Origin of the sequence: Sphingomonas sp. (assembly GCF_036731925.1) — a bacterium.
Lineage (GTDB): Bacteria > Pseudomonadota > Alphaproteobacteria > Sphingomonadales > Sphingomonadaceae > Sphingomonas.
In genome coordinates this window covers 11,060-36,747 of sequence record NZ_DAINDJ010000002.1, presented here as the reverse complement: position 1 = coordinate 36,747, position 25,688 = coordinate 11,060, and the positions used below count along the sequence as shown (strand labels likewise).

Annotated in this window: 19 protein-coding genes and 3 tRNA genes (2 of these 22 running past the window's edge); 7 read left to right on the top strand and 15 right to left on the bottom strand. The window is 67.1% G+C overall.

Features of this window, described 5'->3' with window-relative positions; genetic code table 11:
- The 6 genes from V7E00_RS09590 to V7E00_RS09565 form a co-directional block, all read right to left on the bottom strand.
- Positions 1-22 (bottom strand) — tRNA-Lys (locus tag V7E00_RS09590); it reaches 154 nt to the left of the window's first position.
- A gap of 99 nt (positions 23-121) precedes the next feature.
- A complete protein-coding gene (gene rodA, locus V7E00_RS09585; protein WP_333572448.1) occupies positions 122-1,240 on the bottom strand; it encodes a rod shape-determining protein RodA in 1,119 nt (372 codons plus the stop codon).
- Positions 1,240-3,267 (bottom strand): penicillin-binding protein 2, encoded by a 2,028-nt coding sequence (gene mrdA, locus V7E00_RS09580; protein ID WP_333572447.1) that lies wholly within the window; start codon positions 3,265-3,267, stop codon positions 1,240-1,242. The genes rodA and mrdA overlap by 1 nt, the downstream gene beginning before the upstream one ends.
- 3 nt (positions 3,268-3,270) lie before the next feature.
- Positions 3,271-3,780 carry a rod shape-determining protein MreD gene (mreD, locus tag V7E00_RS09575; protein ID WP_333572446.1) on the bottom strand — a complete coding sequence of 170 codons (510 nt, stop codon included), beginning with the start codon at positions 3,778-3,780 and terminating at the stop codon, positions 3,271-3,273.
- On the bottom strand, positions 3,780-4,679 hold the full coding sequence (gene mreC / locus V7E00_RS09570; protein ID WP_333572445.1) for a rod shape-determining protein MreC: 900 nt from the start codon (positions 4,677-4,679) through the stop codon (positions 3,780-3,782). Before mreC ends, mreD begins: the two co-directional genes overlap by 1 nt.
- Before the next feature lie 16 nt (positions 4,680-4,695).
- Positions 4,696-5,736, bottom strand: a complete 1,041-nt coding sequence (locus tag V7E00_RS09565) for a rod shape-determining protein (protein WP_333572444.1) — start codon at positions 5,734-5,736, stop codon at positions 4,696-4,698.
- 152 nt (positions 5,737-5,888) lie between these two features.
- On the opposite strand from V7E00_RS09565, the gene mutL reads away from it, so the two are divergent.
- Positions 5,889-7,727 (top strand): DNA mismatch repair endonuclease MutL, encoded by a 1,839-nt coding sequence (gene mutL / locus V7E00_RS09560; RefSeq protein WP_333572443.1) that lies wholly within the window; start codon positions 5,889-5,891, stop codon positions 7,725-7,727.
- Between the two features lie 8 nt (positions 7,728-7,735).
- Here mutL and V7E00_RS09555 read toward each other — a convergent pair whose 3' ends face one another.
- The 6 genes from V7E00_RS09555 to V7E00_RS09530 all read right to left on the bottom strand — a co-directional run bounded on the left by V7E00_RS09555 (position 7,736) and on the right by V7E00_RS09530 (position 15,498).
- Entirely contained in the window at positions 7,736-8,365 is a 630-nt protein-coding gene (locus V7E00_RS09555; RefSeq protein WP_333572442.1) for a CAP domain-containing protein, read from the bottom strand.
- Between the two features lie 129 nt (positions 8,366-8,494).
- Entirely contained in the window at positions 8,495-9,370 is an 876-nt protein-coding gene (locus tag V7E00_RS09550) for an acyl-CoA thioesterase (RefSeq protein WP_333572441.1), read from the bottom strand.
- On the bottom strand, positions 9,370-10,494 hold the full coding sequence (locus V7E00_RS09545; protein ID WP_333572440.1) for an acyl-CoA dehydrogenase family protein: 1,125 nt from the start codon (positions 10,492-10,494) through the stop codon (positions 9,370-9,372). Before V7E00_RS09545 ends, V7E00_RS09550 begins: the two co-directional genes overlap by 1 nt.
- 125 nt (positions 10,495-10,619) lie before the next feature.
- Positions 10,620-11,804 (bottom strand): acyl-CoA dehydrogenase family protein, encoded by a 1,185-nt coding sequence (locus V7E00_RS09540; RefSeq protein WP_333572439.1) that lies wholly within the window; start codon positions 11,802-11,804, stop codon positions 10,620-10,622.
- A gap of 228 nt (positions 11,805-12,032) precedes the next feature.
- Positions 12,033-14,057 carry a 3-hydroxyacyl-CoA dehydrogenase NAD-binding domain-containing protein gene (locus V7E00_RS09535; protein ID WP_333572438.1) on the bottom strand — a complete coding sequence of 675 codons (2,025 nt, stop codon included), beginning with the start codon at positions 14,055-14,057 and terminating at the stop codon, positions 12,033-12,035.
- A gap of 217 nt (positions 14,058-14,274) precedes the next feature.
- Positions 14,275-15,498: a serine hydrolase domain-containing protein gene (locus V7E00_RS09530; RefSeq protein ID WP_333572437.1), complete on the bottom strand. Its 1,224-nt coding sequence runs from the start codon at positions 15,496-15,498 to the stop codon at positions 14,275-14,277.
- 157 nt (positions 15,499-15,655) lie between these two features.
- Between V7E00_RS09530 and V7E00_RS09525 the strand changes: the two genes are divergently transcribed.
- On the top strand, positions 15,656-17,404 hold the full coding sequence (locus tag V7E00_RS09525) for a class I adenylate-forming enzyme family protein (RefSeq protein ID WP_333572436.1): 1,749 nt from the start codon (positions 15,656-15,658) through the stop codon (positions 17,402-17,404).
- Positions 17,405-17,452: 48 nt separating this feature from the next.
- On the opposite strand, the gene V7E00_RS09520 is transcribed toward V7E00_RS09525, so the two are convergent.
- The gene (locus V7E00_RS09520; RefSeq protein WP_333572435.1) at positions 17,453-18,253 is read right to left on the bottom strand and encodes a DeoR/GlpR family DNA-binding transcription regulator; all 801 of its coding nucleotides are present in this window, start codon (positions 18,251-18,253) and stop codon (positions 17,453-17,455) included.
- Between the two features lie 164 nt (positions 18,254-18,417).
- Here V7E00_RS09520 and V7E00_RS09515 point away from each other — a divergent pair, with 164 nt between their 5' ends.
- On the top strand, positions 18,418-21,117 hold the full coding sequence (locus tag V7E00_RS09515) for a TonB-dependent receptor (protein WP_333572434.1): 2,700 nt from the start codon (positions 18,418-18,420) through the stop codon (positions 21,115-21,117).
- Positions 21,118-21,176: 59 nt separating this feature from the next.
- Here V7E00_RS09515 and V7E00_RS09510 read toward each other — a convergent pair whose 3' ends face one another.
- A complete protein-coding gene (locus V7E00_RS09510) occupies positions 21,177-21,980 on the bottom strand; it encodes a LytTR family DNA-binding domain-containing protein (RefSeq protein ID WP_333572433.1) in 804 nt (267 codons plus the stop codon).
- 140 nt (positions 21,981-22,120) lie between these two features.
- Between V7E00_RS09510 and V7E00_RS09505 the strand changes: the two genes are divergently transcribed.
- Entirely contained in the window at positions 22,121-22,624 is a 504-nt protein-coding gene (locus tag V7E00_RS09505; RefSeq protein ID WP_333572432.1) for a DUF2306 domain-containing protein, read from the top strand.
- On the opposite strand, the gene V7E00_RS09500 is transcribed toward V7E00_RS09505, so the two are convergent.
- Positions 22,617-24,092 carry an FGGY family carbohydrate kinase gene (locus V7E00_RS09500; protein WP_333572431.1) on the bottom strand — a complete coding sequence of 492 codons (1,476 nt, stop codon included), beginning with the start codon at positions 24,090-24,092 and terminating at the stop codon, positions 22,617-22,619. The genes V7E00_RS09505 and V7E00_RS09500 overlap by 8 nt on opposite strands.
- Before the next feature lie 187 nt (positions 24,093-24,279).
- Here V7E00_RS09500 and V7E00_RS09495 point away from each other — a divergent pair, with 187 nt between their 5' ends.
- The 3 genes from V7E00_RS09495 to V7E00_RS09485 all read left to right on the top strand — a co-directional run.
- Positions 24,280-25,443, top strand: coding sequence for an AI-2E family transporter (locus tag V7E00_RS09495; RefSeq protein WP_333573841.1), 1,164 nt, complete (start codon positions 24,280-24,282; stop codon positions 25,441-25,443).
- Between the two features lie 46 nt (positions 25,444-25,489).
- Positions 25,490-25,566 (top strand) — tRNA-Asp (locus V7E00_RS09490).
- A 70-nt stretch (positions 25,567-25,636) separates the two neighbouring features.
- Positions 25,637-25,688: transfer RNA gene (locus V7E00_RS09485), tRNA-Asp, on the top strand; it runs 125 nt beyond the window's last position.

Here is a 25,688-nt window from a genome sequence, read left to right as displayed (position 1 = left end):
CTACCAACTGAGCTATGTGTCCATCCGGCTTCTGCATGGCGCCCTTGGTGGGGCGCCGCCGCTTCGGAGGGGCGCCTTTAGCGTCGCCTCTCGCGGCTTGTAAAGCCCAAAAGTGAAAAAATCACCAGCGCGTCTTGGTGCGGCCGTCGCGGTCGATCGAGAGGAGGATTCCAAGGCACAGCATGAAGGTCATGACGGCGGTGCCGCCGAAGCTGATCAGCGGCAGCGGCACGCCCACCACCGGCGCGAGGCCGATCACCATCGCCATGTTGATCGAGCAATACAGGAACATGGTGCCGGAGAGCCCGGCTGCGGTCAGTCGGCCGAATCGCGTCTTGGCGCGCATGCCCACGCCGACGCCCCAGGCAATCAGCATCCCGAAGGCGACGATCAGGAACACGCCGCCTGCCAGGCCCCATTCCTCCATCATCGTTGCCAGCGCGAAGTCGGTCTGGCCCTCGGGGAGATAGTCGAGGTGGCTCTGCGTGCCCTGCAGGAAGCCCTTGCCGAAGATGCCGCCCGATCCGATCGCGATCTTGGACTGGGTGATGTGATAGCCCGTGCCCAGCGGGTCCCGCTCGGGATCGAGGAAGATCAGCACGCGGTTGCGCTGGTAGTCGTGCAGCACGAAGTTGAAGGCGAGGGGTGCGGCCACCGCCACTGCCAGCGCGCCGGCGATGAACAGCCGCAGCGGTACGCCCGCCAGGAACATCACCATGACGCCGCAGCCGGTGATCATCAGCCCGGTGCCGAGATCCGGCTGCATGATCACCAGCAGCGCCGGCACGCCGATCAGCAGGCACGCAGGCCAGATCGCCACGAACTTCCGGGTCTCGCTCGCGGGCAGCATCTCGTAGAAGCGGGCGAGCGCCAGCACAATCATCGGCTTCATCAGCTCGGAGGGCTGGAACTGGAAGCCCGCCAGGCTGATCCAGCGCTGGCTGCCGCCCGCCACCTTGCCCAGCGCCTCCACGCCGAGCAGCGCCACCACCAGCGCGCCGTAGATGGGCAGGGACCATTGCGACCAGAACCGTACCGGCACCCGCGACATTATCAGCGCCACGGCGAGGAACAGGAAGAAGCGGGTGCCCTGGTTCAGGGCCCAGGGCCGGATGTTCCCGTCCGCCGCCGAATAGAGCACGACCATCCCGAAGCCGCCGATCGCGAGCACCAGGAACAATACCTTCCAGGGAAGCTGGGCGACCTGGGTGGGGACGATGCCGTTGCCGGGCCGCGCCATCAGTCGTTCTCCACGCTGCCCGTGGGCGCAACGTCACGCTTGGTGGAATCGGCGGTGCTGTTCGCGGCCGCGTCGGCAAGGCTGCTCGCGGCCTCTTCGGTATCTTCGGGTGCGGGCGGGGGCGGGGTGGCCTGCGCGGCGCGGAAGGCGGCCGATTGCGCTGCCATGCGGGTCGTATAGTCACCACCCCAGGTGGGTTCGACTTCGGCCAGCGTCTTCATCGCCAGGTCGCGATCGAACAGATAGGTCATGATGTCCCGGCCGATGAGCGGCGTGTCGAGGTTGCGAACCGTGTGGCCGTTATGCTCGAGCACGATCGCGGCGGCATATTTCGGGTTGTCGTGCGGGGCGAAGCACACCAGCAGGGCATGGTCGCGCATCTTGAACGGCAGCGACCCGTTCTTGAGCACGCCGGTGCGGCGCTCGGCCATGGTGATGCGGCGCACCTGCGCGGTGCCGGTCTTTCCCGCCAGCGCGACGCCGGGAACGTACATCCGCGCAGCGCCGCCGGTGCCGCCGCCGTTGATCACGCCGTACATCGCATCCCGCACGACCGCGAGATCCTCGGCGCTGACCGGCAGCGGCTGCGCGCCCGACGGGCCGTTGGCGAGCAGGCGCGGCACCAGGATCTTGCCGGAGGCGAGCCGGCTGGCCATCACCGCCAGCTGCAGCGGGTTGGACAGCACATAGCCCTGGCCGATCGACGCATTGAGCGAATCGGCCACCGTCCAGGGATGGTGGTATTTCTTCAGCTTCCAGGCGCTGTCGGGCACCGTCCCGTATCGCTGGGTGGTGAAGGGCATGTCGAACTTCTGGCCGAGCCCGAGCATGCGGGCCATCGGCGCGATCGCATCATAACCGACGCGGCGGACCATTTCGTAGAAATAGATGTCGCAGCTCTGCATGATCGCGTTCTTGAGGTCGAGCGGCCCGTGCCCACCTTTCTTGTGGCAGTGAAACACGCCGTTTCCGACCCGCAACGCGCCCGAGCAGACCACCCGGTCGTGCGCGCTCACGCCCGCTGCCATCAGCGCAAGGCCGTTCATCGGCTTGACGGTGGAGCCGGGCGGATAGAGGCCCTGCAGCACCTTGTTCATCAAGGGAACGTGATCGTCCTCGGCCAGCATCTTCCATTCGGTCTGGCTGATGCCGTCGGAGAAGCTGTTGGGATCGTAGGCAGGCATCGATGCCATTGCCAGGATATCGCCGCTGCTGACGTCGATGACGATCGCCGAGCCGGAGTTGGTGCCCAGGCGCCGCGCGACATATTCCTGCAGCCCGGAATCGATGGTGAGCTTGATGCTCTCGCCCGGCTGGTCGGTGCGGGTCTCCAGCTCGCGGACCGGGCGGCCATGCGCGGTGACCTCGACGCGCTTGGCGCCGGGCTTGCCGCGCAGGCGCTTGTCGAGCGTCTTTTCCAGCCCGTCCTTGCCGAGCTTGAAGCCGGGGGTGACGAGCAGCGGATCCTTGTCGGCCTTGAACTGCTCGGCCGAGGCGGTGCCGACATAGCCGATCAGATGGCCGACGCCTGCGCCGAGCGGATAATGCCGCGCATAGCCGCGGGTGGGCGCGACGCCGGGCAGCTCGGGCTGGCGGACAAGCACGGCGGCGAAGCGATCCCAGTCGAGATTTTCCGCTACCTGCACGGGGCGGAAGCCCCCGGCGCGCTTGAGATCCGTGTCGATCCGCGCGAGATCCTCGGGCGCCAGGTTGAGCAGCCGGGTAAGTTCGGCAAGCAGCTTGTCCTTGTCGACGATGCGATCCGGGATCAGGTCGACGCGGAAATCGGTGCGGTTGCTGGCGAGCGGCTTGCCGGCGCGGTCGAGCAGCCAGCCCCGGCGTGGCGGGATCAGGGTGTTGTTGACCCGGTTGCTCTCGGCCTTGATCTTGTACTGCTCGTTCTCGACAACGGAGAGCCACGCCATGCGCCCGGCCAGCACCATGCCCACGGCGCCCTGTGCCGCGCCAAGCACGACCGCGCGGCGGGAGAAGCTGTAGGTCTGGGCGGCTTCGGTGATGCGGACCATGGATCAGACCTTCACCACGTCACGGTCCAGCCAGGCGCACAGCCGCGAGGCGAGCGGGAACAGCATGGCGGAGGCACCGGCCTGCAGCAGCAGTGCTGCATCCACCTTTGCCGAAATGGGGGCGGCGATGAAGCGCCCGGCGATCAGCACGAAGCCGGTCGCCCCCGCCGCGATGAGCCAGTCCTGCCAGAAATTCCGCCACACGATGCGCGTCTCTAGCACGTCGATGATCAACATGCATGCCATCCACAGGAACATCGCCGAGCCAAAGGGCTGTCCGCTCACCAGGTCGTCAAACAGCCCGAGTGGTGCCGCCGCCCACACGCGCAGCGCGTCGGGACGCAGCAGTCGCCAGCCGAGGAGCATCAGCAGCCCGAACGGCGGCAGGAAGGGCACGGTGGCGACGACCGGCAGGATCGTGATCAGCGATCCCAGCGAAATCGACAGGGGCGCCAGCCAGCGCGCGCGGGGGCGCGGCGACGGCACACCCAGCGGCTGCAGGTCCAGTGCCATCACTTGCCCTTGGGCTTGGGCGTGGCGGTGGGGAAAGGCTGCGGCGGCGGGGCCGGCTCTGGCAGGAACACGCGCAGCACCATCACGAAATCGGCCATATCGGGATTGCTGGCGGGCGACGCGGTCGCAGAATCGCGACCGGTCTGGCTCACCCGGCCGAGCGGGATGTTGGGCGGGAACACGCCGCCGGTGCCAGAGGTGACCAGCAGGTCACCGGGGCGGAACGGATTGGCGGCGGCGTTGGCCGCGCGCACGTCGAGCGTGCCGTCGCCCTTGCCGGTGACGATCGCCGGCAGGCCGTCGCTGGGGCGGCGGACGGGGATGGTGCTGTCCGGGTCGGTGACCAGCAGCACGCGCGATGCATTGGGGCCGGCCTCGACGACCTGGCCGATCAGCCCGGCGCCATCCCGCACCGGCTGTCCTTGCGCCACGCGCTGCCAGCTGCCCGCATTGAGCGTTGCATAGCGGCGGGTGCTGGAGGCGGAGGAATTGACCAGTCGGGCGACGACGATCGTCTCCGGCGTGGCGTCGCGCGCCTTGAGCAGCAGGCGCAGCCGCTGGTTCTCGCGCTCCAGCCCCAGCGCGCGCTGCAAGGCGGCATGCTCCGCCTCGATCTGGTGCTTGAGCCGCGCATTTTCGCTGCGCACGCCGAAATAGCTGCCGATCGCTTCGGGCACGCTGCCAATGCCGCGCCGCACCGTGTCCAGGCCCGAGGAGACCGGCGTGGTCACCTCGGCAACGGTGCTGCGCAGCGCCGCGAACAGATGCGGGTTGTAGCGCGAGACCAGCACCAGCCCGCCGCCGATCAGCAACAGGCCGATCGCCGCCACATAGCTGAAGAACAGCCCATATTGCGCCCGTCGCGAGAACCCCGGGCGCCGATTCCGTGGCGGCGCCATCGCCGTTGGCCTTTCGTCAGACCTGGAGGAGAACGCCGCGGAACATCGGATCCTCGAGCGCGCGGCCGGTGCCCAGCGCCACGCAGGTCAGCGGATCCTCGGCAACGGTGACGGGCAGGCCGGTCTCGTCGCGCAGGACTTCGTCCAGCCCGTGCAGCAGTGCGCCGCCACCGGTGAGCACGATGCCCTGGTCGACGATGTCGGCGGCCAGCTCCGGCGCGGTGTTCTCCAGCGCGATGCGGACGCCCTCGACGATGGTGTTGACCGGTTCGGACAGTGCTTCCGCGATCTGGCCCTGGTTGATCTGGATTTCCTTGGGCACGCCGTTGACGAGGTCGCGGCCCTTGATGTGGATCGTCTTGCCGATGCCGTCGATCGGCGGCTTGGCGACGCCCACTTCCTGCTTGATCCGCTCGGCCGTGGCTTCGCCGATCAGCAGATTGTGGTTGCGGCGGACGTACGAGACGATCGCCTCGTCCATCTTGTCGCCGCCAACGCGGACGCTGGTGGAATATGCCAGACCCCGCAGGCTGAGCACCGCGACTTCGGTGGTGCCGCCGCCGATATCGACCACCATCGAGCCGATCGGCTCGGTCACCGGCATGTCGGCGCCGATCGCGGCGGCCATCGGCTCCTCGATCAGCCACACCTGGCTGGCGCCGGCGTTCGAGGCGGCGTCGCGGATCGCGCGGCGCTCGACCGAGGTGGAGCCCGACGGCACGCAGATCACGATTTCCGGCCAGCGCATGAAGCGGCGCTGCCCGTGCACCTTGCGGATGAAGTGCTTGATCATCTCTTCGGCGACATCGATGTCGGCGATCACGCCGTCGCGCAGCGGGCGAATCGCCTCGATCGAACCCGGCGTCTTGCCCATCATCAGCTTGGCGTCGTCACCGACGGCCTTGACCTTCTTCACGCCGTTCAGCGTCTCGACCGCCACAACCGACGGCTCGTTCAGCACGATGCCGCGGCCGCGCAGATACACAACGGTGTTCGCAGTACCCAGATCGATCGCCATGTCGTGCGACATGAATTTGAAAATGCGGGAGAAAGCCATCTATTGATCCGTCCTGCCGGGTTGGGCGCCCCCCGTCCGGCTGCTCGCACAAATTGTTTGGCCCGAACCCGTTCCGGGGCGGAGTTAAGTCCGGCCTGGTGTCTTGCGGATGCGGGTCGCGGGAGGCCGTCGCTTGGGCTACAGCGAATGCCATGTCAATACGCCGCCTGCCCGAACACCTCGTCAATCGTATCGCTGCCGGCGAGGTCGTGGAACGCCCTGCCAGCGCCCTGAAGGAACTCGTCGAAAATGCGATCGACGCAGGGGCGACACGGATCGCCGTGAAGCTGGCCGGCGGCGGCATCGAATTGATCGAAGTGATCGACGATGGCTGCGGCATGGCGCCGGCCGAAATGGCGCTGGCGCTGGAGCGCCACGCGACTTCCAAGCTGCCGACCGACGACATCGAGCACGTCGCGACGTTGGGTTTTCGAGGCGAGGCGCTGCCCTCGATCGCGAGCGTCGCGCAGCTGACGCTGGAAAGCCGTGTGCGCGGCGCCGAAGGCTGGTCACTGACCGTGGACAATGGCGCGCGCCTCGCCGAGGGTCCGGCCGCATTGCCGCCGGGGACTCGGGTGCGGGTGGAGGCACTGTTCGGCCGGGTCCCGGCGCGACGCAAGTTCCTGCGCTCAACCCGCGCCGAATATGCGGCCTGCCTCGACGGGATGAAGCGGCTGGCCATGGCGCGGCCGGACATCGCCTTCTCGGTCGAGCATGACGGGCGCCGCGTGCTGAGCGTGCAGGGGGGTGAGAGCCGGCCGGCGCGCGTGGCGGCGCTCACCGATCGCGCGTTGCAGGAAAACAGCGTCGCCATCGATTTCGAGCGCGAGGGGCTGGTGCTGGGCGGGGTCGCCAGCATCCCGACGTTCAATCGCGGCGTAGCGGATCATCAATATCTGTTCGTCAACGGCAGGCCGGTGAAAGACCGGCTGCTCGTCGGCGCGGTGCGCGGTGCCTATGCCGAGATGCTGGCGCGCGATCGGCACCCGGTGGTGGCGCTGTTCCTCGACGTGCCGCCTGAAGTGGTGGACGTGAACGTGCACCCGGCGAAGACCGAGGTGCGCTTCCGCGATCCGGCGCTGGCGCGGGGGCTGATCGTCAGCGGGTTGCGGCGGGCGCTGGATGCGGCGGGGCACCGCAGCGTGCAGCGGCCGAGCGAAGCTGCGCTGGGACTGTGGCAGCAGGGGGGTGGGGAGAGCAATAGCCCCTCCCCTTCAGGGGAGGGGTTGGGGTGGGGCAGGGTCTCACCGAGACCAACAGAGATTCTGGAATCCCTCCACCCTAACCCCTCCCCTGAAGGGGAGGGGCTAAGGCGGTATTCCGGCGCGGTCCGCGATTCCGGCTCCTTCTTCGCCGCCGCGCCCTATGCCCGCGCCGAACCCGCGCGCCACGAAGCCCCGCTCGCCACCGACTTCCCGCTCGGCGTCGCCCGCGGTCAGGTCGCCAAGACCTATATCGTGGCGGAAGCGCAGGACGGCCTCGTCCTGGTCGACCAGCACGCCGCGCACGAGCGGCTGGTGCTGGAACGCATGCGCCGCGCCATGGCCGGTGGCACCGTGCCCAGCCAGGCGCTGCTCCTTGCCGAGGTGGTCGAACTCGACGAACCCGGTTGCGACCGGCTCGAAGCGCGGATTGAGGAACTGCGCGCCTTTGGGCTGGAGCTCGAGCGCTTCGGTCCGCGCGCGATGTTGGTGCGCGCGGTGCCAGCCGCTCTGGGCACCGGCGACATCCACGGCCTGGTCACCGACCTTGCCGACGAACTCGCCAGCTTCGACGAGGCGCTGAGCCTCAAGGAGCGGCTCGACCATGTCGCCGCCACCATGGCCTGCCACGGTTCCGTCCGCGCCGGCCGCATCCTGTCGGTCGCCGAGATGAACGCGCTGCTCCGCGAGATGGAAGTCACCCCGCATTCGGGACAATGCAACCATGGCCGCCCCACCTGGGTGAAGCTGGCGCATGGCGACATCGAGAAGCTGTTCGGCCGAAAGTAACGGGCGGATCAGCGCTGCTGGGCGTAGCGGACCCGCACCGGCCGGCCATCCTTGGTCGCGCTGAGGTCGACGACGCAGATATGGTCCATCCTGCTGTGCGGTCCGCAGCCGATCCCGGCGAATTTCAGCTTGGCATCGTACAGCAGCCGGCGGTGGCCGCGATCGGGGACGCCGTCGTCGACGATCATCTGCCGGACGATCTGTTCGGCATCGTTGAAGCCATAGGCGATCGCCTCGCCGACAAAGATGTCGCCGCCGTGCCGCTTCACCCGGACGCCCGGATCGCTTCCGTCCGCGCCCTTGTGCCCGCGCGCGCCGATTGCGCCCTGTTCCTTCGAGAAGTCCACGGCAGCCAGCGCGAGGACCTCAGCCTGCGTGAGGGGGGGCAGCGGCTGCTGATGCTCGAGGAAGGCGATCGTCTCGTCGACGACGGCGGTGCCTTCCTTCGTCAGCACGCCGTTGTAATCGCCCGGCATGTAGACAATCTCGCCGTCGAAATAGCTGCGATATTGACGCAGCTTCTCGGCATAGGCACGTGGATTCGCCCGAGCGTCGTTGATCTTCGCGAGGACCGAATCTTCCAGACTTTGCGCGTGCAATGCCGTTGTGGCGGACAGCCACAGGAGAGGCGTGCACAACGCGGATGCGCGGTGTGACATAGGACAAGACCCTAAACCTCCCGGTTCGGCCTTACCTGCATGAATGATGGATAATCAAGCGCAATAATTTCGGTAACGAGATGAAATCGTTCGCGCGGCCACTTAGCGTCAGCGCGAACGGATCAAGCCTTCCTGCGTCACGCTCGCCACCAGCCGACCGTCGCGGGCATAGATGCTGCCGCGGTTGAAGCCGCGCGCATGACCGGCCCAGGGGCTGTCGGTGGCGTAGAGCAGCCATTCGTCGAAGCGGAACGGTTCGTGCAACCACAACGCGTGGTCGAGGCTGGCGGTCTGCACCTCGCCGCTCATCCAGCTGACGCCGTGCGGCAGCATGCAGGTGCCGAGCAGCGTCATGTCGCTGGCATAGGCGAGCATCGCCCGGTGCAGCGCGGGGTCGTCCGGCAGGGGCGCGACGACGCGGAACCAGCTATATTGCCGCGGCTCGCGGGGCTCCGGCTGGAACCAGTTGCGCGGGTTTACCGGGCGGATCTCGATCGGCCGGGCGCGCAGGAAGAAGCGCTTGAACTTCTCGGGGATATGATCGCGGATTTCCTCGCGCAGCTCGGCCTCGGAGCGAAGATCCTCGGGTGGCGGCACGTCGGGCATCGCGTCCTGGTGGTGGAGCCCTTCGGCAGGCAGCTGGAACGAGGCCGCCATGTTGAGGATCGGCTTGCCCTTCTGCATCGCGATCACGCGCCGATTGGCGAAGCTGCGCCCTTCAAAGTCGCGCACCACCCGGTAGAGGATCGGGTAATCCTCGTCGCCCGGCCGCATGAAATAAGCGTGGAGCGAGTGCGCGACCTTGCTGTCCTCCACCGAGCGCTGCGCGGCCTGCAGCGCCTGCGCGATCACCTGTCCGCCGAACACCCGGCCGACGCCGCCGGGCTGGCGCGCGCCGCGATAGAGATCGGTGTCGAGGGTTTCGACGTCGAGCAGCGTGGTGAGCCCGGCGACCAGATCTTCAGGGGACTTCTGAACGTCCATCAATAGCCAGCCGCCTCCGCCAGGGCATTGGCATGATAGTTGGCATCGCCGAACATCTCGGCGAGCACGCGAGCCCGCTTCATGTAAAAGCCGATGTCGTATTCGTCGGTCATGCCGATGCCGCCATGCATCTGGACAGCCTCCTGCACGGCGAGCGTGGTGGCAAGCCCCGTCATCGCCTTGGCGATGGCCACGGCCTCGTCTGCGGGGTCACCGGCACCCAGCAGTTGCTGCGCCTTGAGCGTGGCGGCCCGGGCAACTTCCATCTCGCTGTAGAGATGTGCGGCGCGGTGCTGGAGCGCCTGGAAGCTGCCGATCAGCATGCCGAACTGCTTGCGCTCCTTCAGATAGCCGAGCGTCATGTCGCTTGCGCCCGCGCCGACGCCGAGCAGCTCGGCCGAGGCACCGGCCCCGGCGGCGCGGAGGAGGCGGCCAAGCGGGTCGGCACCCGCGTCGATCTCGCCCACCACCGCATCGGCGGTGACTTCGACGCCGTCGAAGGTCGCGTGCGCGGCTAGGCTGGAATCGGCGAGGCGTTCGGGGCGGAGGTCCAGCCCCGCAGCCTTGGGATCGATCGCGAACAGGGTAATGCCTTGCGCATCGCTGTCGCTGCCGGCGGTGCGGGCCGTGACGAGGATCAGGTCGGCGGCATGGGCGTGGTGGGCGAAGCGCTTGGTGCCGGTCAGCCGGAAGCCGTTGCCGGCGCGCTCCGCCTTGAGGGCGACAGTGCGGCCGAACTTGGGCTTCTCGTCATGCGCGATTGCGATCACCGCTTCGCCCGCTGCGATACCGGGGAACCAGCGATCGGCATGGGCTGTGCCCTTCAGCGCCTCGACCGCGGCGACGGCGGTGGAGAGGAAGGGGGAGGGGGTGAGGTTGCGGCCGATCTCCTCCAGCACCACGCCCGCCTCGACATGGCCGAGGCCGAGGCCGCCCGATGCTTCGGGGATCAGGATGCCGGTAAGGCCCATCTCGGCGAACTGCTTCCACAGGTCGCGGCTGAAGCCGGTGGGGTCCTTGGCGTCCCGCAGGGCGCGCAGGTGGCGGACAGGGGCATGTTCGGCGACGAATTCGCGGGCGGTATCGCGGAGCATCGTCTGTTCGTCGTTGAGGTAGAGCGGCATCGTTCCATTCCTCCCTCTCCCCTCTGGGGAGAGGGCCGGGGAGAGGGGCAGTCTCTCGCGCCGGCCCATTATGTGACTCTGGGACTGCCCCTCTCCCAACCCTCTCCCCGGCGGGGAGAGGGCTTTCAGCCCGGCAGTTCCAGGATCCGCTTGGCGACGATGTTGAGCTGGATCTCGCTGGTCCCGCCCTCGATCGAATTGGCCTTGGTGCGCAGCCAGGCGCGGGGCTTGGCGCCCTTGGCCGAGGCCTCGCTTTCCCATTCGAGCGCGTCCGATCCGCCGGCCGCCATGATCAGCTCGTGGCGCTGCTTGTTCAGCTCGGTGCCGACATATTTCATCATGCTCGGCTGGGCGGGATGGGCGCGGCCGGCCTTGAGCTCGTCGAGGAAACGCTCGGACATCGCCGAAAAGGCGCGCATCCGCACCTCGAACAGCGCGATCTGCGCGCGGAGGATCGGATCGGCGAGCCGGCCCTGATCATCAAGCCCGATCGTCGCGATCGCGCCTTCGATCAGCGGATTGCCGCCCGTCCGGTCGAGCCCCATGCCCGAGATCATCTCGCGCTCATGGCCGAGCAGGTACTTGGCGACGTCCCAGCCCTTGTTTTCGTCATGCACGCGCTGCGACTTGGGTACCTTCACATTGTCGAAGAAGGTTTCGCAGAAGGGCGAGTAGCCCGAGATCAGCAGGATAGGCTTGGTCGAAACGCCGGGCGAGGCCATGTCGAACAGGACGAAGCTGATGCCGCCCTGCTTTGCCTCCTTGGAGGTGCGGACGAGGCAGAAGATCCAGTCGGCCTTGTCGGCATAGCTGGTCCAGACCTTCTGGCCGTTGACGACATAATGGTCGCCGGCATCCTCGGCCCAGGTCTGGAGGCCGGCCAGGTCCGAGCCGGCATTGGGTTCGGAATAGCCCTGGCACCAGCGGATCTCGCCGCGAGCGATCTTCGGCAGATGCTCCAGCTTCTGTTCCTCGGTGCCGTACTTCAGCAGCGCCGGCCCGAGCATCGAGATGCCGAAGCTGTTGAGCGGGGTGCGCGCGCCCATCCGCTTCATTTCCTCGCGCAGGATCTTGGTCTCGGCCGGGGAAAGTCCGCCGCCGCCATATTCCTTGGGCCAGTCGGGCACCGTCCAGCCGCGTGTCGCCATGCGGTCCATCCAGAGCTTCTGGTCGGGATGCGCCCAGTCTGGATTGCGCCCGCCCCAGACGATGTCCTTCTCGGACCGGATCGGCTCGCGCATCGAGGCTGGGCAGTTGGCCTCCAGCCAAGCGCGGGTTTCGCTGCGGAACGTGTCGAGATCCTGCGTCATATCCTCTCCTCAAGCCCCTCTCCCGCCTGCGGGAGAGAGCGTTGGGTGAACAGCGCCCCGCGCTGTTCAGGCCATGCCGGGGGCATGGCCGACCCAACGCTGGCCCGCCGCCGTCAGGCGGTGGGAGGGTGAGGGGGACTCTGCGCCTTACCTCACTCACCCTAATCCTTCCGCGGCCTGTCGGCCGCTCCCTCCCTCTCCCGCAGGCGGGAGAGGGAGAGTGGTGCATCACCGGTTGAACTTCTCGCCCTTCTCCGCCTTTTCGCGGAGCAGCGGGGCGACCTCGAAGCCATACTTCTCCAGGCCCTCGACGATTTTCTTGAGGCCCTCGGTGTCCGCCCAGAACATCGGCCCGCCCCGGTAGGGGGGCCAGCCATAGCCATAGACCCACACCACATCGATGTCGCTCGCGCGCTGCGCCATGCCTTCCGCCAGGATCAGCGCGCCCTCGTTGACCATCGTGTAGAGCGTGCGGACGACGATCTCCTCCTCGGTGATCTCGTGGCTCGGCACACCCAGCTTGCCGCGCCATTCCTCGATCAGCTCGGCGACGCGCGGGCTGTTCGAGGGCTGGCGCTTCTCGTCATAATCGTAGAAGCCCGCGCCCTTCTTCTGGCCCCAGCGGCCTTCGGCGGCGAGCGCGTCGCGGATATTCTCGATCCGGTTGGGATCGCGGTGCCAGCCGATGTCGACGCCGGCGAGGTCGGCCATCTGGAACGGCCCCATCGGCATGCCGAAGGCGACATGGACCTTGTCGATCTGCTCGGGCGTGGCGCCTTCGAGCAGCATCTTGGTGGCTTCCACCTGGCGCGGCATCAGCATGCGGTTGCCGATGAAGCCGTAGCAGACGCCCGCGATCACCGCGACCTTCTTGATCTTCTTGCTGAGCGCCATGGCGGTCGCCAGCACATCGTCGGCGGTCTTGGCGCCGCGGACGATCTCGAGCAGCTTCATCACATTGGCCGGCGAGAAGAAGTGCAGCCCCACCACGTCCTGCGGGCGGCTGGTGGCGGCGGCGATCTCGTCGATGTTGAGATAGCTGGTGTTCGAGGCGAGGATTGCGCCCGGCTTGGCGATCTTGTCGAGCCGGCCGAACACGTCCTTCTTCACGTCCATGCTCTCATAGACGGCCTCGATGATCAGGTCGCACTCGGCGAGATCGTCGAAGTTGAGCGTGGGCTTCAGCAGCCCCATCGCCTTTTCGACCTGCTCGGCGGTCATGCGGCCCTTGGCGGCGGTTGCCTCGTAGTTCTTGCGCATGACACCGGTGCCGCGGTCGAGCGCGTCCTGCGCCATCTCTACGATCGTCACCGGCACGCCCGCCGAGAGGAAGTTCATGCTGATCCCGCCGCCCATCGTGCCGGCGCCGATCACGCCGACGCGCTTGATGTCGCGCAGCTGGATGTCCTCGGCGATGCCGTCGATCTTGGCGGCCTTGCGCTCGGCGAAGAAGATGTGGCGGAGCGCTGCCGACTGCTGGCCCATGATCAGCTTCATGAAGCCCATGCGCTCGGCCTGGACGCCCTCGGCATAGGGCTTGCCGGCGGTCTGCTCGATGATGTCGATGATCGTGTTCGGCGCATCGAGCCCGCGGAAGCGCTTGGCGTTGGTTGCGCGGAACTTGGCGAAGGTCTCAGGCTCAACGGTGACCGGACGCTCGCTGGAGCGCGACACCGGCTGGCCGATCACTTCGTTCGCGAAGGCCACGGCATCGGCGAGCAGGCTGTCTTCCCCTGCGAGACGGTCGACAAGGCCCGCTTCCTTGGCCTGGGTAGCCGAGATCGGATCGCCCTTGGTCGCCATTTCCAGCGCGACTTCGACGCCCGCGACGCGCGGCATGCGCTGGGTGCCGCCCGCGCCGGGTAGGATGCCAAGCTTCACTTCGGGCAGGCCGAACTTGGCCGAGGGTACGGCGATGCGATAGTGCGACGCCAGCGCCACCTCGCACCCGCCGCCGAGCGCGGTGCCGTGGATGGCCGCGATCACCGGCTTGTCGAGCGCCTCGATCTGGTCGACCAGCACCGGCAGCGACGGCTCGGCCATCGCCTTGCCGAACTCCGTGATGTCGGCGCCCGCGAAGAAGGTCTTGCCGGCGCAGAGGATGACAACCGCCTGGATGCTGTCGTCGGTCTTGGCTTCCTCGATGCCGGCCTGCAGCCCCTGCCGCACTGCCGCGCCCAATGCGTTCACCGGCGGATTGTCGGAGGTGAGGATCAGGACTGGGCCCTGACGGCTGGTGGTAATCACGGACATGGATGCGAACTCCTTGGTTCGGAAGACCGGCCCTGGGCCGGGAGGGAGAGGTAGGGCAGGGGGTGCGGTGCGGGACGCGCGTCGCCAACAGCCGTCATCCCCGCGAAGGCGGGGATCCATTGGCGCTGGTGGCGCGGTTCTTTCCCCCAGCGCACAGGCGAATGGATCCCCGCCTTCGCGGGGATGACGGTGGAACGAAAGGGGAGGGCATTCCCCATCACCGCGTCAGCGCCGAATAGATCAGCGTCTTCAACTCGCGTCGGATCGGGTAGAGCATCGAGGGCGAAAACTGCGTCATGAACACCATCGAGATCCGCTCGACCGGATCGACGAAGAAGGCGGTCGAGAACATGCCGCCCCAGTAGAACTCGCCGACCGAGCCTGGGATCAGCGTCTTGGCGACGTCCAGGTTGATCGCGAAACCCAGGCCGAAGCCGGTGCCCGCGTTGGTTGCCTCGCTGAACAGCGCGCGCGACATGGCGGCGAGATCGCTGCCGCCCGGCAGATGGTTGGTGGTCATCAGGTCGATCGTCTTGGGCGAGACGATGCGCACGCCGTCCAGTTCGCCGCGGTTCAGCAGCATGGTGTTGAAGCGGTGATAGTCGAGCGCGGTCGACACGAGCCCGCCGCCGCCCGAGACCAGCCGGGGAAAGCGCGCCCAGGCCGAGGCCTCGCCGCGATCGTACAGCACGGGCCCCGTGCCCTCCTGCATCGTCCAGCAGTCGGACAGGCGGTAGATCTTGTCCTCGGGCACCTGGAAGAAGGTGTCCTGCATGCCGAGTGGGCCAAAGATACGCTCGGCGAAGAACCGGTCGAGCGACAGGCCGGATACCCGCGCCACCACCGCGCCGAGCACGTCGGTAGACACCGAGTAGTTCCATTCCTCGCCTGGCGAGAATTCGAGCGGCAGCTTGCCCAGCGCCGCGACGAACTCGTCGAGCGTCAGATTGGCGTGCCAGCTTTCGATTCGCCCTTCGCGATAGGCGGCGTCGACGTTCGTACGGTTCTGGAAGCTGTAGGTGAGGCCGGAGGTGTGGCGGAGCAGGTCGACCATCCGCATCGGCTGGGCCGTCGGCCGGGTGACGAACGGCACCCCGCCGCCACCGCCGGCATAGACGCCCACGCCCTTCAGCTCGGGAAGGACATGGTGGACGGGGGTGTCGAGCGCGACCAGTCCTTCCTCCACCAGCATCATGAAGGCGAGGCTGGTGATCGGCTTGGTCATCGAGGCGATGCGGAACAGCGTCGATTCGTCGACCGGCGCGCCGCCTTCGCGCGCCGCACCCTGGTGCGAAAAGTGCACGATCCGCCCGTCGCGGGCGAGCAGCAGCTGCGCGTGCGGCAGCTTGCCGGAATCGAGATAGCGCGCTTTCACAAAGGCATCGATCCGCGCCAGCCGGGGGGCATCGAATCCATGGGCGATCGGGTCGTCGATTTCCATTGCTGGCGGCATACCTCTCGTTCGAAACGCGTGCAATGCACCTTCTGGCGGGTGCCTGCTTTCTATTGCCTTGAGCGGGCGACAAATCAACACTAACGTGTGGACAGGTTGGTGCGTGCGCCAAACCCAAAGTTCAGAATCGATGGAGAGAGCTGCCTTGACCCTCGAACCGATCGTGCCCCTGCCGCCGGGCTGGCCCAAAGCCCCGCTGGCCGCCGTCGATGCACTGCTCACCGCGCCCGGCGCCAAGTTCGAAATGGAGACGGTGGAGATCCGCGGCGTCCCCACGCGGGTGTGGAAGAACTCGCCGCCCAACGCGGCGATCCTTGCGCGGCTGGCGCGGGGCTATGGGGAGCGGCCGTTCACCATCTACCAGGACGAGCGGGTCAGCTACGAGGCAAATTATCGCGCCACCTGCCATCTCGCCTCCTGGATGCAAGCCAGGGGCTTGGCGAAGGGGGACCGTGTCGCACTGGCGATGCGCAACCTGCCCGAATGGCCGACGATCTTCTTCGCCGCGGTGAGCATCGGCGCGATCCTGGTGCCGCTCAATGCCTGGTGGACGGGTGCCGAGCTCGAATATGGCATGAAGGATTCGGGCGCCAAGCTGCTGTTCGTCGACGGCGAGCGCCACGAGCGGCTCAAGCACTGCTACGCCGCGCTGCCCGACCTGGAGCAGGTGGTGGTGAGCCGCGCCTGCTCGCCGCTGGAGGGCGATACGGTCGCGCTCGAATCTATCCTCGGGCCCTGCAACAGCTGGGCGACGCTGGCCGACATTGCCTTCCCGGAGGTGGGGATCGCGCCTGAGGACGACGTCACGCTGTTCTATACCAGCGGCACCACGGGAAATCCCAAGGGCGCGGTGGGCACCCATCGTAACCTGATGACCAACATCCTCACCTCGGGCTATTCGGTGGCGCGGTCGATGCTGCGCCGGGGCGAGGTGCCGCCGTCGGAGCCGCCGCACAAGGTGGGCCTGCTGGTGATCCCGCTGTTCCACGTCACCGCGTGCAGCGCGGGGTTGATGGCACTGATCGCGGCCGGCGGCACGGTGGTGTTCATGCGCCGCTGGGAGCCGATCGAGGCGATGGAGATCATCGAGCGCGAGAAGGTCAATCAGACGGGCGGCGTGCCGACCATCGCCTGGCAGCTGCTCGAGCACCCGGAGCGGCACAATTACGACCTGTCCAGCCTGGAGAGCATTTCCTATGGCGGCGCGCCTTCGGCGCCCGAATTGGTGAAGCGCATCTTCCAGGAATTCGGCGCGCTCCCCGGCAACGGCTGGGGGATGACCGAAACGATGGCGACCGTGACGCATCACCTCGGCGAGGACTATATCGCCCGGCCGACCAGCGCCGGGCCCCCCGTGCCGGTGGCGGAGCTCAAGATCATGGACGTGGAGGGCGCGCGGGAAGTGCCGCTGGGCGAGGTTGGCGAACTCTGGGCCAAGGGGCCGATGATCGTGAAGGGCTATTGGAACAAGCCCGAAGCGACAGCAGAGACTTTCCGCGACGGCTGGGTGCGCACCGGCGACCTTGCGCGACTGGACGAGGAGGGGTTCCTCTACATCGTCGACCGCGCGAAGGACATCATCATCCGCGGCGGCGAGAACATCTATTCGTCCGAGGTTGAGGACGTTCTCTATGCGCATCCGGCGGTGACCGACGCGGCCCTGATCGGCATTCCGCATCGCACGCTGGGCGAGGAGCCGGTGGCGGTCGTCCATCTCGCGCCGGGCACGTCGGCAAGCGAGGCGGAGTTGCAGGCCTTCGTTCGCGAGCGGATCGCCGCCTTCAAGGTGCCGGTGGCGATCCGCTTCTCGACCGAAACGCTGCCAAGGAACGCCAACGGCAAGATCCTGAAGAAGGACCTGAAGGCGCTGTTCCTCACCGACAAGGCGGCGTGACGCGCAGCGTTTCCTCTCCCCGGCCGGGAGGGGAAACGCGCTGCCTCGTTACACCAGATGGATCATCGTGCCCGCCGCTGCGGCTGCACGGGCGATCTCTTCCGGCGGCGACTGGTCGGTCACCAGATCATGAACGTCGCCGAACTGTGCGACATGGACGAAGCCCGACTTGTCGAACTTGGTCGCGTCGCACAGTACCGCGACGCGCCGCGCCTGGGGCAGGAGGCTGCGCTTGAACGCCGCTTCGCCCGCGTCGAAATCCAGGAAGCCCCGCAGCGGATCGACCGCGCCCATGGAAAGGATGGTCAGGTCGGGCGCGAACTGGCGGCAATAGTCGATTGCCTCGCTGCCGAACGCGGCGTGATAATCGGGATCGATTGCGCCGCCTGCCACGAACAGGCGCTGGCCGGGATGGCCCAGCACCTGCGCCGCGATCTCCATACTGTTGGTAATCACCGTCAGATCGCGGACATGGCCCAGCGCGCGGGCGAGCCATAGGGTGGTGGTGCCTGAATCCAGCATCAGCGTCATGCCGGGCTGCACCAGCGCAACCGCACGGTCCGCGATCCGCTGCTTGGCCTCGGCCTGGTCGCGCAGGCGCTGGCGATAGGGCGGCTCCAACACGCCGCCGGGCAGGCACACGCCACCATGGATCTTCTGCACCCGCCCGGCCTGTTCCAGCTGGCGTACGTCGCGGCGGATCGTCTCCTCGGACACGTCGAACCGCCCGGCGAGTTCGCCGATCGACCATTGGCCGCGCTGCGCCAGCAGCTCGAGCAGCGTGGCCAGGCGCGCGTTCTGGCTGGCGCGCGTCGCGGTGGCCCGTGCCGGGGTGTCCAAATGCTCCATGGTGCCAGTGTATCAGCGTTGAACAGGACCGAGAACCCACAAGGGAACGTTCAATTCCACATAAAACAACACGGAATGTCACATACGAGTCATGAAGCCCCCCTAGGCGCCGCTCGGGGGGCGCCCAGGGCCGGCGTGCTCCCCACATCACAAGGGAGGGCAATATGGCATTCACCTACCGCGCGGCGCTCGCCGCGCTGGCCGTTGGCGCGAGCTGCATCTCGATGGCCGCCGCCGCACAGGATGCGGCGTCGCAGGGCCAGGACGAGGGCGAGGTCGTCGTCAACGGCTACATCGCTTCGCTCGCCAAGGCGCGCGAGCTGAAGCGCGCATCGAACATCATGAAGGACGTGATCGTCGCCGAAGACATGGCGAAGTTCCCGGAACTCAACCTCGCCGAATCGATCCAGCGCCTGCCGGGCGTGGCGATCAACCGCGAGGCCGGCGAAGGCCGCCGCATCACGCTGCGCGGCCTGGGGCCCGACTTCACCCGCGTCCAGCTGAACGGCATGGAAGTGCTGGGCAATGTCGACTCGGCGATGGACAGCCGCGGCCAGCGCTCGCGCGACCGCGCGTTTGACTTCAACATCTTCGCTTCCGAGCTGTTCTCGCGCGTCGAGGTGGAGAAGAGCTACCAGGCCTCGCAGGCCGAAGGCGGCATGGCCGGCACTGTCGGCCTGTTCACCGCCAAGCCGCTGGAGCAGAAGCAGGGCCTGTCCGGCGCGATTTCGGCCAAGGTCGGCACCAACAGCTTCACCAAGGATGCGCAGCCGCGCGTCGCCGCGATGCTCGGGCAGAACTGGGGCGATCGCTTCGGCATCCTCGTCTCGGTCGCCTATTCGAAGCGCAAGACGGAGGAGCAGGGCTACAACACCTATTCGCCGAGCCAGCTGAGCGCGAGCCAGATCGCGGGCTATCTCACCAAGGGTCTCGACATCTCGGCGCTCTCGGCGGACCAGCAGACCAAGTTCAAGTCAGGTGACCTGGTGTTCGCTTCGGGCAACCGCCTCTCGGTGTGGGACGCGAAGCAGGAGCGCCTGGGCCTGACGCTCGCCACCCAGTGGCGCCCGGCGGACAACCTGCTGTTCACCCTGGACGGGCTGCACGGCGAGTTCACCACGCACCGCGACGAATATCACCTCGCGACGCGCCCGAACAACACCTCCGGCTCGGTGATCTTCGACACCACTTCGAAGATCAACTCGATCCATTGGGACAGCACCAACTTCGTCGATGCGATCAGCGTCGATAACGCGACCTATGCGAGCGAGCATCGCCGCTCGCTCAACAAGAACAAGTTCAACCAGATTGCGCTGACCGGCAAGTGGGACGCCAGCGACAGCCTCACCTTCGATGGCCATGTCGGCTATGAGGACTCGAAGTACACCACCCCGTACGACGACAAGCTGTATCTGCGCGCCTATGGCGGCATGACCACCACCTATGCGCCCGATGGCAAGAGCGCGACCAACAGCTATCGCTGGAACACCACCGATCCGTCCAGGTACGAGTTCAAGGAATTCTACTTCCGCGAATTCTGGAACAAGACGAGCCTGAAGGAAGGTGTCGGCAACGCCGCGCTGAAGCTGAGCGACGTGTTCACGCTGCGTGCCGGTGCCAGCTATCGCCGCTACGAGACCTCGGGCTCCGAAGTGTATAACGACGGCAAGTTCCGCAACTTCACCGGCACGCCGGTCACCCCCTATGCGGTGGTGTTCAGCCAGAACAAGGCAGCGAGCTGGATCACCGGCGACTATGCCAAGGCGTTCGCGACCTACAACGCCGCGCACACCACGGCGGGCGCGACGGACATCGAGAACACCTACAAGGTGATCGAGTCGACCACCGCCGGCTATGGCCAGCTGGAGTGGAACGCCCCGCTGGGCGGTATGCGCCTGCGCGGCAATATCGGCCTGCGGGCGTACTTCACGGATCTCGACAGCACCGGCTTCGTCACGAACAGCAACGACACGCCGATCGGCACCAACGTCACCAGCTCGCATTACTCGGGCGTGCTGCCGACGCTGAACGCCACCCTCGAAGTGACGCCGAGCTTCCTGATCCGCGTCGCCGCTGCCAAGAACATCAACCGCCCGGGCCTCAGCTCGGTCGCGGCCTCCGGCAGCGCCAATGCGGACAACGGCAAGATCACCGCGAGCATCGGCAACCCGAACCTCAAGCCGTACAAGGACAATTCGGTCGAAGCCTCGGCCGAATGGTATTTCGGCAAGGTCGGCCTCGTCTCGCTGGGCGTGTTCCACAAGGACATCAGCAACCTGGTGGCCAGCCAGACCCTGCTGAACGTGCCGTACAGCACCACCGGCCTGCCGACCTCGATGGTGCCGGGCGCAACGGCCAGCACCATCGTTGCGGAGTTCACCCAGCCGGTGAACCTGGCCAAGGCGCATGTCACCGGCGTCGAGATGGCCGCGCAGACCAACTTCACCTTCCTGCCGGCGCCCTTCGACAAGCTGGGCATGGCGGCAAACCTGACGCTGCTCGACTCGAACGCGCCGAACAAGGGCGTCGACGGACCGATCCCGGGCCTGTCGAACACCAACGCCAACGCGACGCTCTATTACGAGACCAAGCGCTGGGGCATCCGCGGCTCGATGAACTATCGTTCGTCGTATCTGCGCACCGCCTATGACGGCAAGAATGCGGCCAGCAAGGACGGGTTCGACGGCACCGTCTATGTCGATGCAGCGGCGTTCTTCAACGTGACGGACCGGGTGCGGCTGACGCTCGACGCGATCAACCTCACGAACGAGACTGAGGTGCAGTACAACAGCATCTACCACCGCCTGCACAACGAGACGCGCAGCGGCACCACATTCTTCGCCGGAGTCGGCGTGAAGTTCTGATTTCCTCCCCTGAGGATGCACTGGCCGGCTTGGGTTCGCCCCAAGCCGGCCTTTTTCGTTCAAGTCGCTGCGTCGCTCTCGCCCAGCCATCCCGCCGCGCGCAGGGCGGGGACGTTGGCGCGGGCGACCGGTACCTCTCGCCCGTCGGACAGGCGCAGCTTCCAGTTGCGCTCCTGCCGAACAGTGGCGGTGACGGCCTCGCGCGCGACCCACCAGCTGCGGTGCACGCGCTCACCCCGGCCCTCCAGCTGCGCAACCGCATCGCGCATCCGCATCAGCAACAGCGCGTTGCCGTGCACCGTGTGCACCCGGACATAATGGTCCTCGTTCTCGAGGCAGAGTATCGGGCCGCGCAGATGGGGCGGTAGCTGGTCGAGCAGGGCAGGGGCGGGCGGCGCTTCCGCCGCCGGCGCATCCTCCTCCGCGGTGTCGGCAGGGGCGATCGGCATTGACGGCGTCGCTCTGGCGGGCACGGGGCCGCGGCCCGCGAGCAACTGCACGACGGTGACCGTCGCACCGATGATCAGCGTCTGCACATAGGCGCTCGCGAGCGCTGCGCCGCTCACCATGCGCCAGGCCGGGCCGGCGGACGCGAAGACGATCACCATGCTCGTCGGGAAGGCCCCGAAGGCACAGGCGGCGGTGATCGCCACCAGCCGCGGCAGCCCGGTCTGGCGGGCCAGCGCGCCGCCGGCTGCGATCACCGGCCGGAAGAAGGCATAGCCGGTGACCAGGTACAGCGCCCAGTGCAGGAGCCGCGGGGCGAGCGGGGTTGCATAGGAGCCGAAGGGGCCGAGCACGGCAAGCAGCAGAATCAGCGCGCCGAGCACTGCCAGCTCCGCGGAAAGCCTGCGAGGGGCCATCACAGGGGCTGCCCGTTCGTGCTTCGCGAACGGGCCGTCCGCTGGAGCGGGGCGCCGTTCGCGAACTCGGGCGGGCGATTGGCGGAATTGCGCTCGCCTGCGTGCGGCGGCGCGGGAAGATGGCGCGAGAGGAGGCACTGATGAACGACCTTGTACATTCCGGCTATGCTATCCCCCAGCGCGACCGGCTGATCGTCACGCTGGGCGTGATTGCCGGCGGCGCCATATTGCTTGCATTCGCCCATGGCCTTGCAAGCGGCGCGGTAGCGCGGTCAAGCATACGCAACCTGTGGCTGGCCCTGCACCTCGCCGCGGTGGTGCCGGCGCTGCCGCTGGGCGCCTATGTCCTGGTCCGGCGCAAGGGCGACGCGCTGCACCGCGCGCTCGGAAAGCTCTGGGCGGTGCTGATGCTGGTCGCCGCGGTTTCCAGCTTCGGGCTGCGCGGGATGACAGGCAGCTTCAGCGCGATCCACCTGCTTTCGGTTCTCGTGCTGGTGATGATCCCGCGCGGCATCCTGCTGGCGCGACAGCACCGCATCGAGGCGCATCGCCGGGTGATGTCGCTCACCTATCTCGGGCTGTCCGTCGCCGCGCTGTTCACCCTGCTGCCCGGCCGACTGCTCGGCACCTGGCTGTTCAGCTGACCGCCGGCGTGGCGACCACCCGGGTGATCGCATCGCGCCACCCGGCAAGCCGCGTTGCCCGGGCATCCGGCTCCATCTGCGGCTCGAAGGTCCGGATGGTGCCCCGCATCATCACCGCATCGTCCAGGCCGGCGAACATGCCGCAGCCCACGCCCGCCAGCATCGCTGCGCCCAGCGCGGTGGTCTCGGCGAAGTCCGGCCGGTCGACGGGCAGGGCGAGCATGTCGGCCAGATCCTGCGCGATCCAGTCGTTGGTGATCATGCCGCCGTCGACGCGCAGCCGCCCCCATTTCGCACCATCGGCGGCGAAGGCTGTCTCCAGGTCGTGACTTTGATGCGCCACGGCCTCCAGCGCCGCCCGGACGATATGCGCACGCCCCGTGGAGAAGCTGAGGCCGGAGATGGTGGCGCGTGCCTCGGGCTCCCACCAGGGCGCCCCCAGCCCGGTCAGCGCCGGCACGCAGTACACGCCGCCATTGTCGGGCACCGAGCGCGCAAGCGCCTCCGTCTCGGCCGCTGCGGTGATGATCCCCAGCGAATCGCGGAGCCACTGGATCAGGCTGCCGGCGACGAACACCGATCCCTCCAGCGCATAGGTCCGCCGTCCGCCCAGCTGCCACAGCACGGTCGAGAGCAGCCGATGCCGCGAACGCGGCTGGAGCGTACCGGCGTTGGTGAGCACGAATGCGCCGGTGCCATATGTCGCCTTGGTATCGCCCGGCGTAAGACATGCCTGCCCGATCGTCGCCGATTGCTGGTCGCCAGCGAGCCCGCAGATCGGGATGGCGCCGCCGAACGCCCGTGTCACCTCAAAGTGACCAGCGCAATCCACGATCTCCGGCAGTGCCGCGCGCGGGACGTCGAACTGATCGATCAGGCCATCGCTCCAGCCGCCGCTGCCCAGGCCCATCAGCAGGGTGCGCGAGGCATTGGTTGCATCGGTGATGTGGAGGCCCTCGGTCAGCTTCCAGACCAGCCAGCTTTCCACCGTGCCGATCGCGAGCCGGTCGCCCGCCGCCTTCAGCTGCGGCCAGTTTTCCATTGCCCAGGCAATCTTGGTGCCGGAGAAATAGGGATCGAGCAGCAGTCCGGTCCGGGCCTGAATACCGGGTTCCTCGCCCGCTTCGCGCAGCTTCAGGCACAAGCCTGCGCTGCGGCGGTCCTGCCAGCTGATCGCGGGAGCGAGCGGTGCGCCCGTCGCCTTGTCCCAGAACACCACGGTCTCGCGCTGGTTGGTGATGCCGATCGCGGCAATACGCTGCGGGCCACCAGCCAGCGCGACCATCGCCGCGGCGCAGACATGGCTGTGCCGCCAGATTTCATCGGCATCGTGTTCGACGAGGCCGGGCCCTGGATAATGTTGCTTCAGTTCTGCAGATCTGCTCGCAACACATTGTCCCGAAGGCGCAAAGAGCATCGCCCGAGTCGAGGTGGTGCCCTCGTCGATGACCAAAAGCAATTCGCCCATGCAATTGAGGCTAGCTGGCAACAGATGGTGCCGCAATTGCGCCGTGTTAGGGCCCGGCATTGCCGCGACACAACCGCGCCTCTACACTGTACCAGAAAGGGATTTTGGCGTGGACCAGCGTACGGGTATGATGGGTGGAGACGGCGGTGCAGCGGGAGGTGTTCCTGAACACATCGCGGCCGCAGACATGCCGGAGCATTGGGAAGGCGAGGAGGCGACGCCGAGCCTGCGGCGCGACCGGCTGATGGCAGCACTGGTGCTGATCGCCGGCATGGGCCTGGTGCTGGCGCTTCCCTTCGCACTGCAGGCGGGCGCGCGCTTCTTCCTCCCGGTCACTGCCTCGCTGGTCATCGCGATCGCGCTGGTGCCGCTGCTCGAATGGCTGGAGCGGCATCGCCTTCCGGCGCCAATCGCCGCCTTCGTCTGCGTGCTGCTGTTCCTCACCGCGGCGAATGTCGCGCTCGCCTCGATCGTCGTGCCGGCCTGGCAGTGGATCCGCCGGCTGCCCGAAAGCGTGCCCAAGATCCAGCACAACCTCGAACCGCTGATCCGCTTCTATTCGAACCTCGAGCGGTTCGTGAACAAGACGCTGAACAACTTCGCCTCGGCGCCGGTGCGCCAGCCGGTGGTGCAGACCGCCCAGCCGCCGACATCGCTGATGGACCTGTTCACCACCTCCGCTCCGTCGGCGCTGATCGAGATGTTCTTCGCCATCCTGGTCATCTACTTTTTCCTCGCCGGCTGGACCCGGCTGCGCCGCCGCGCGATCACCAGTCGGGCGAGCTTCGGCGGCGCGATGGCGACCGCGCGGGTGATCCAGGACGTGGTGGACGACACTTCGGCCTATCTGGGGACGATCACGCTGATCAACTTCACCCTGGGGCTGATCGTCGCGGGCGCGCTGTGGCTGATGGGCATGCCCACGCCGCTGATGTGGGGCGGCCTGGTCGCGCTGCTGAACTATATCCCGTACATCGGACCCGTCATCGCCGCGCTGCTGCTCGCGGTGGGCGGGCTGATGTCCTACGCCGACATCGGCACGGCGATGGTGCCGCCGGCGATCATGATCGCGGCGCACCTCGTCGAGGCGAATGTCGTCACGCCGCTGATCGTCGGCCACCGACTGACCATCAATCCGATCATGATCCTGATCTCGCTGAGCTTCTGGGGCTGGGTGTGGGGCACTACCGGCGCGCTGCTGGCGGTGCCGCTGCTGATCATCATCCAGACCGTGCTCAACGCCGCCGGCAAGCCCGACATCGCCGGTTTCCTGTTCGAGCAGGGCACGCTGGTGCGCGATCCTTCGGACATTCGTTCGCGTCGTCGCGCGAACCTCGATCAATCCGGTTGACAGCCCGAAAACACGCGGCTAGGTGCCGCCTCCTCGCTTGGCTCAAGCGGGTGTAGCTCAGTTGGTTAGAGCGCCGGCCTGTCACGCCGGAGGTCGCGGGTTCGAGCCCCGTCACTCGCGCCACTCGCCTTGCGGGACTCCAGATGGAATCCGGCGGCGATTGGTCGCTCAAGATTTCCTCGCTTGGAAGCAAGCGGGTGTAGCTCAGTTGGTTAGAGCGCCGGCCTGTCACGCCGGAGGTCGCG

Bases quoted from the DNA above. Each gene is read 5' to 3' on its own strand.
- rodA (WP_333572448.1), bottom strand. From the start codon at position 1,240: ATGGCGCGGCCCGGCAACGGCATCGTCCCCACCCAGGTCGCCCAGCTT.
- mrdA (WP_333572447.1), bottom strand. From the start codon at position 3,267: ATGGTCCGCATCACCGAAGCCGCCCAGACCTACAGCTTCTCCCGCCGC.
- mreD (WP_333572446.1), bottom strand. From the start codon at position 3,780: ATGGCACTGGACCTGCAGCCGCTGGGTGTGCCGTCGCCGCGCCCCCGC.
- mreC (WP_333572445.1), bottom strand. From the start codon at position 4,679: ATGGCGCCGCCACGGAATCGGCGCCCGGGGTTCTCGCGACGGGCGCAA.
- V7E00_RS09565 (WP_333572444.1), bottom strand. From the start codon at position 5,736: ATGGCTTTCTCCCGCATTTTCAAATTCATGTCGCACGACATGGCGATC.
- mutL (WP_333572443.1), top strand. From the start codon at position 5,889: ATGTCAATACGCCGCCTGCCCGAACACCTCGTCAATCGTATCGCTGCC.
- V7E00_RS09550 (WP_333572441.1), bottom strand. From the start codon at position 9,370: ATGGACGTTCAGAAGTCCCCTGAAGATCTGGTCGCCGGGCTCACCACG.
- V7E00_RS09545 (WP_333572440.1), bottom strand. From the start codon at position 10,494: ATGCCGCTCTACCTCAACGACGAACAGACGATGCTCCGCGATACCGCC.
- V7E00_RS09540 (WP_333572439.1), bottom strand. From the start codon at position 11,804: ATGACGCAGGATCTCGACACGTTCCGCAGCGAAACCCGCGCTTGGCTG.
- V7E00_RS09535 (WP_333572438.1), bottom strand. From the start codon at position 14,057: ATGTCCGTGATTACCACCAGCCGTCAGGGCCCAGTCCTGATCCTCACC.
- V7E00_RS09530 (WP_333572437.1), bottom strand. From the start codon at position 15,498: ATGGAAATCGACGACCCGATCGCCCATGGATTCGATGCCCCCCGGCTG.
- V7E00_RS09520 (WP_333572435.1), bottom strand. From the start codon at position 18,253: ATGGAGCATTTGGACACCCCGGCACGGGCCACCGCGACGCGCGCCAGC.
- V7E00_RS09515 (WP_333572434.1), top strand. From the start codon at position 18,418: ATGGCATTCACCTACCGCGCGGCGCTCGCCGCGCTGGCCGTTGGCGCG.
- V7E00_RS09510 (WP_333572433.1), bottom strand. From the start codon at position 21,980: ATGGCCCCTCGCAGGCTTTCCGCGGAGCTGGCAGTGCTCGGCGCGCTG.
- V7E00_RS09505 (WP_333572432.1), top strand. From the start codon at position 22,121: ATGAACGACCTTGTACATTCCGGCTATGCTATCCCCCAGCGCGACCGG.
- V7E00_RS09500 (WP_333572431.1), bottom strand. From the start codon at position 24,092: ATGGGCGAATTGCTTTTGGTCATCGACGAGGGCACCACCTCGACTCGG.
- V7E00_RS09495 (WP_333573841.1), top strand. From the start codon at position 24,280: ATGCCGGAGCATTGGGAAGGCGAGGAGGCGACGCCGAGCCTGCGGCGC.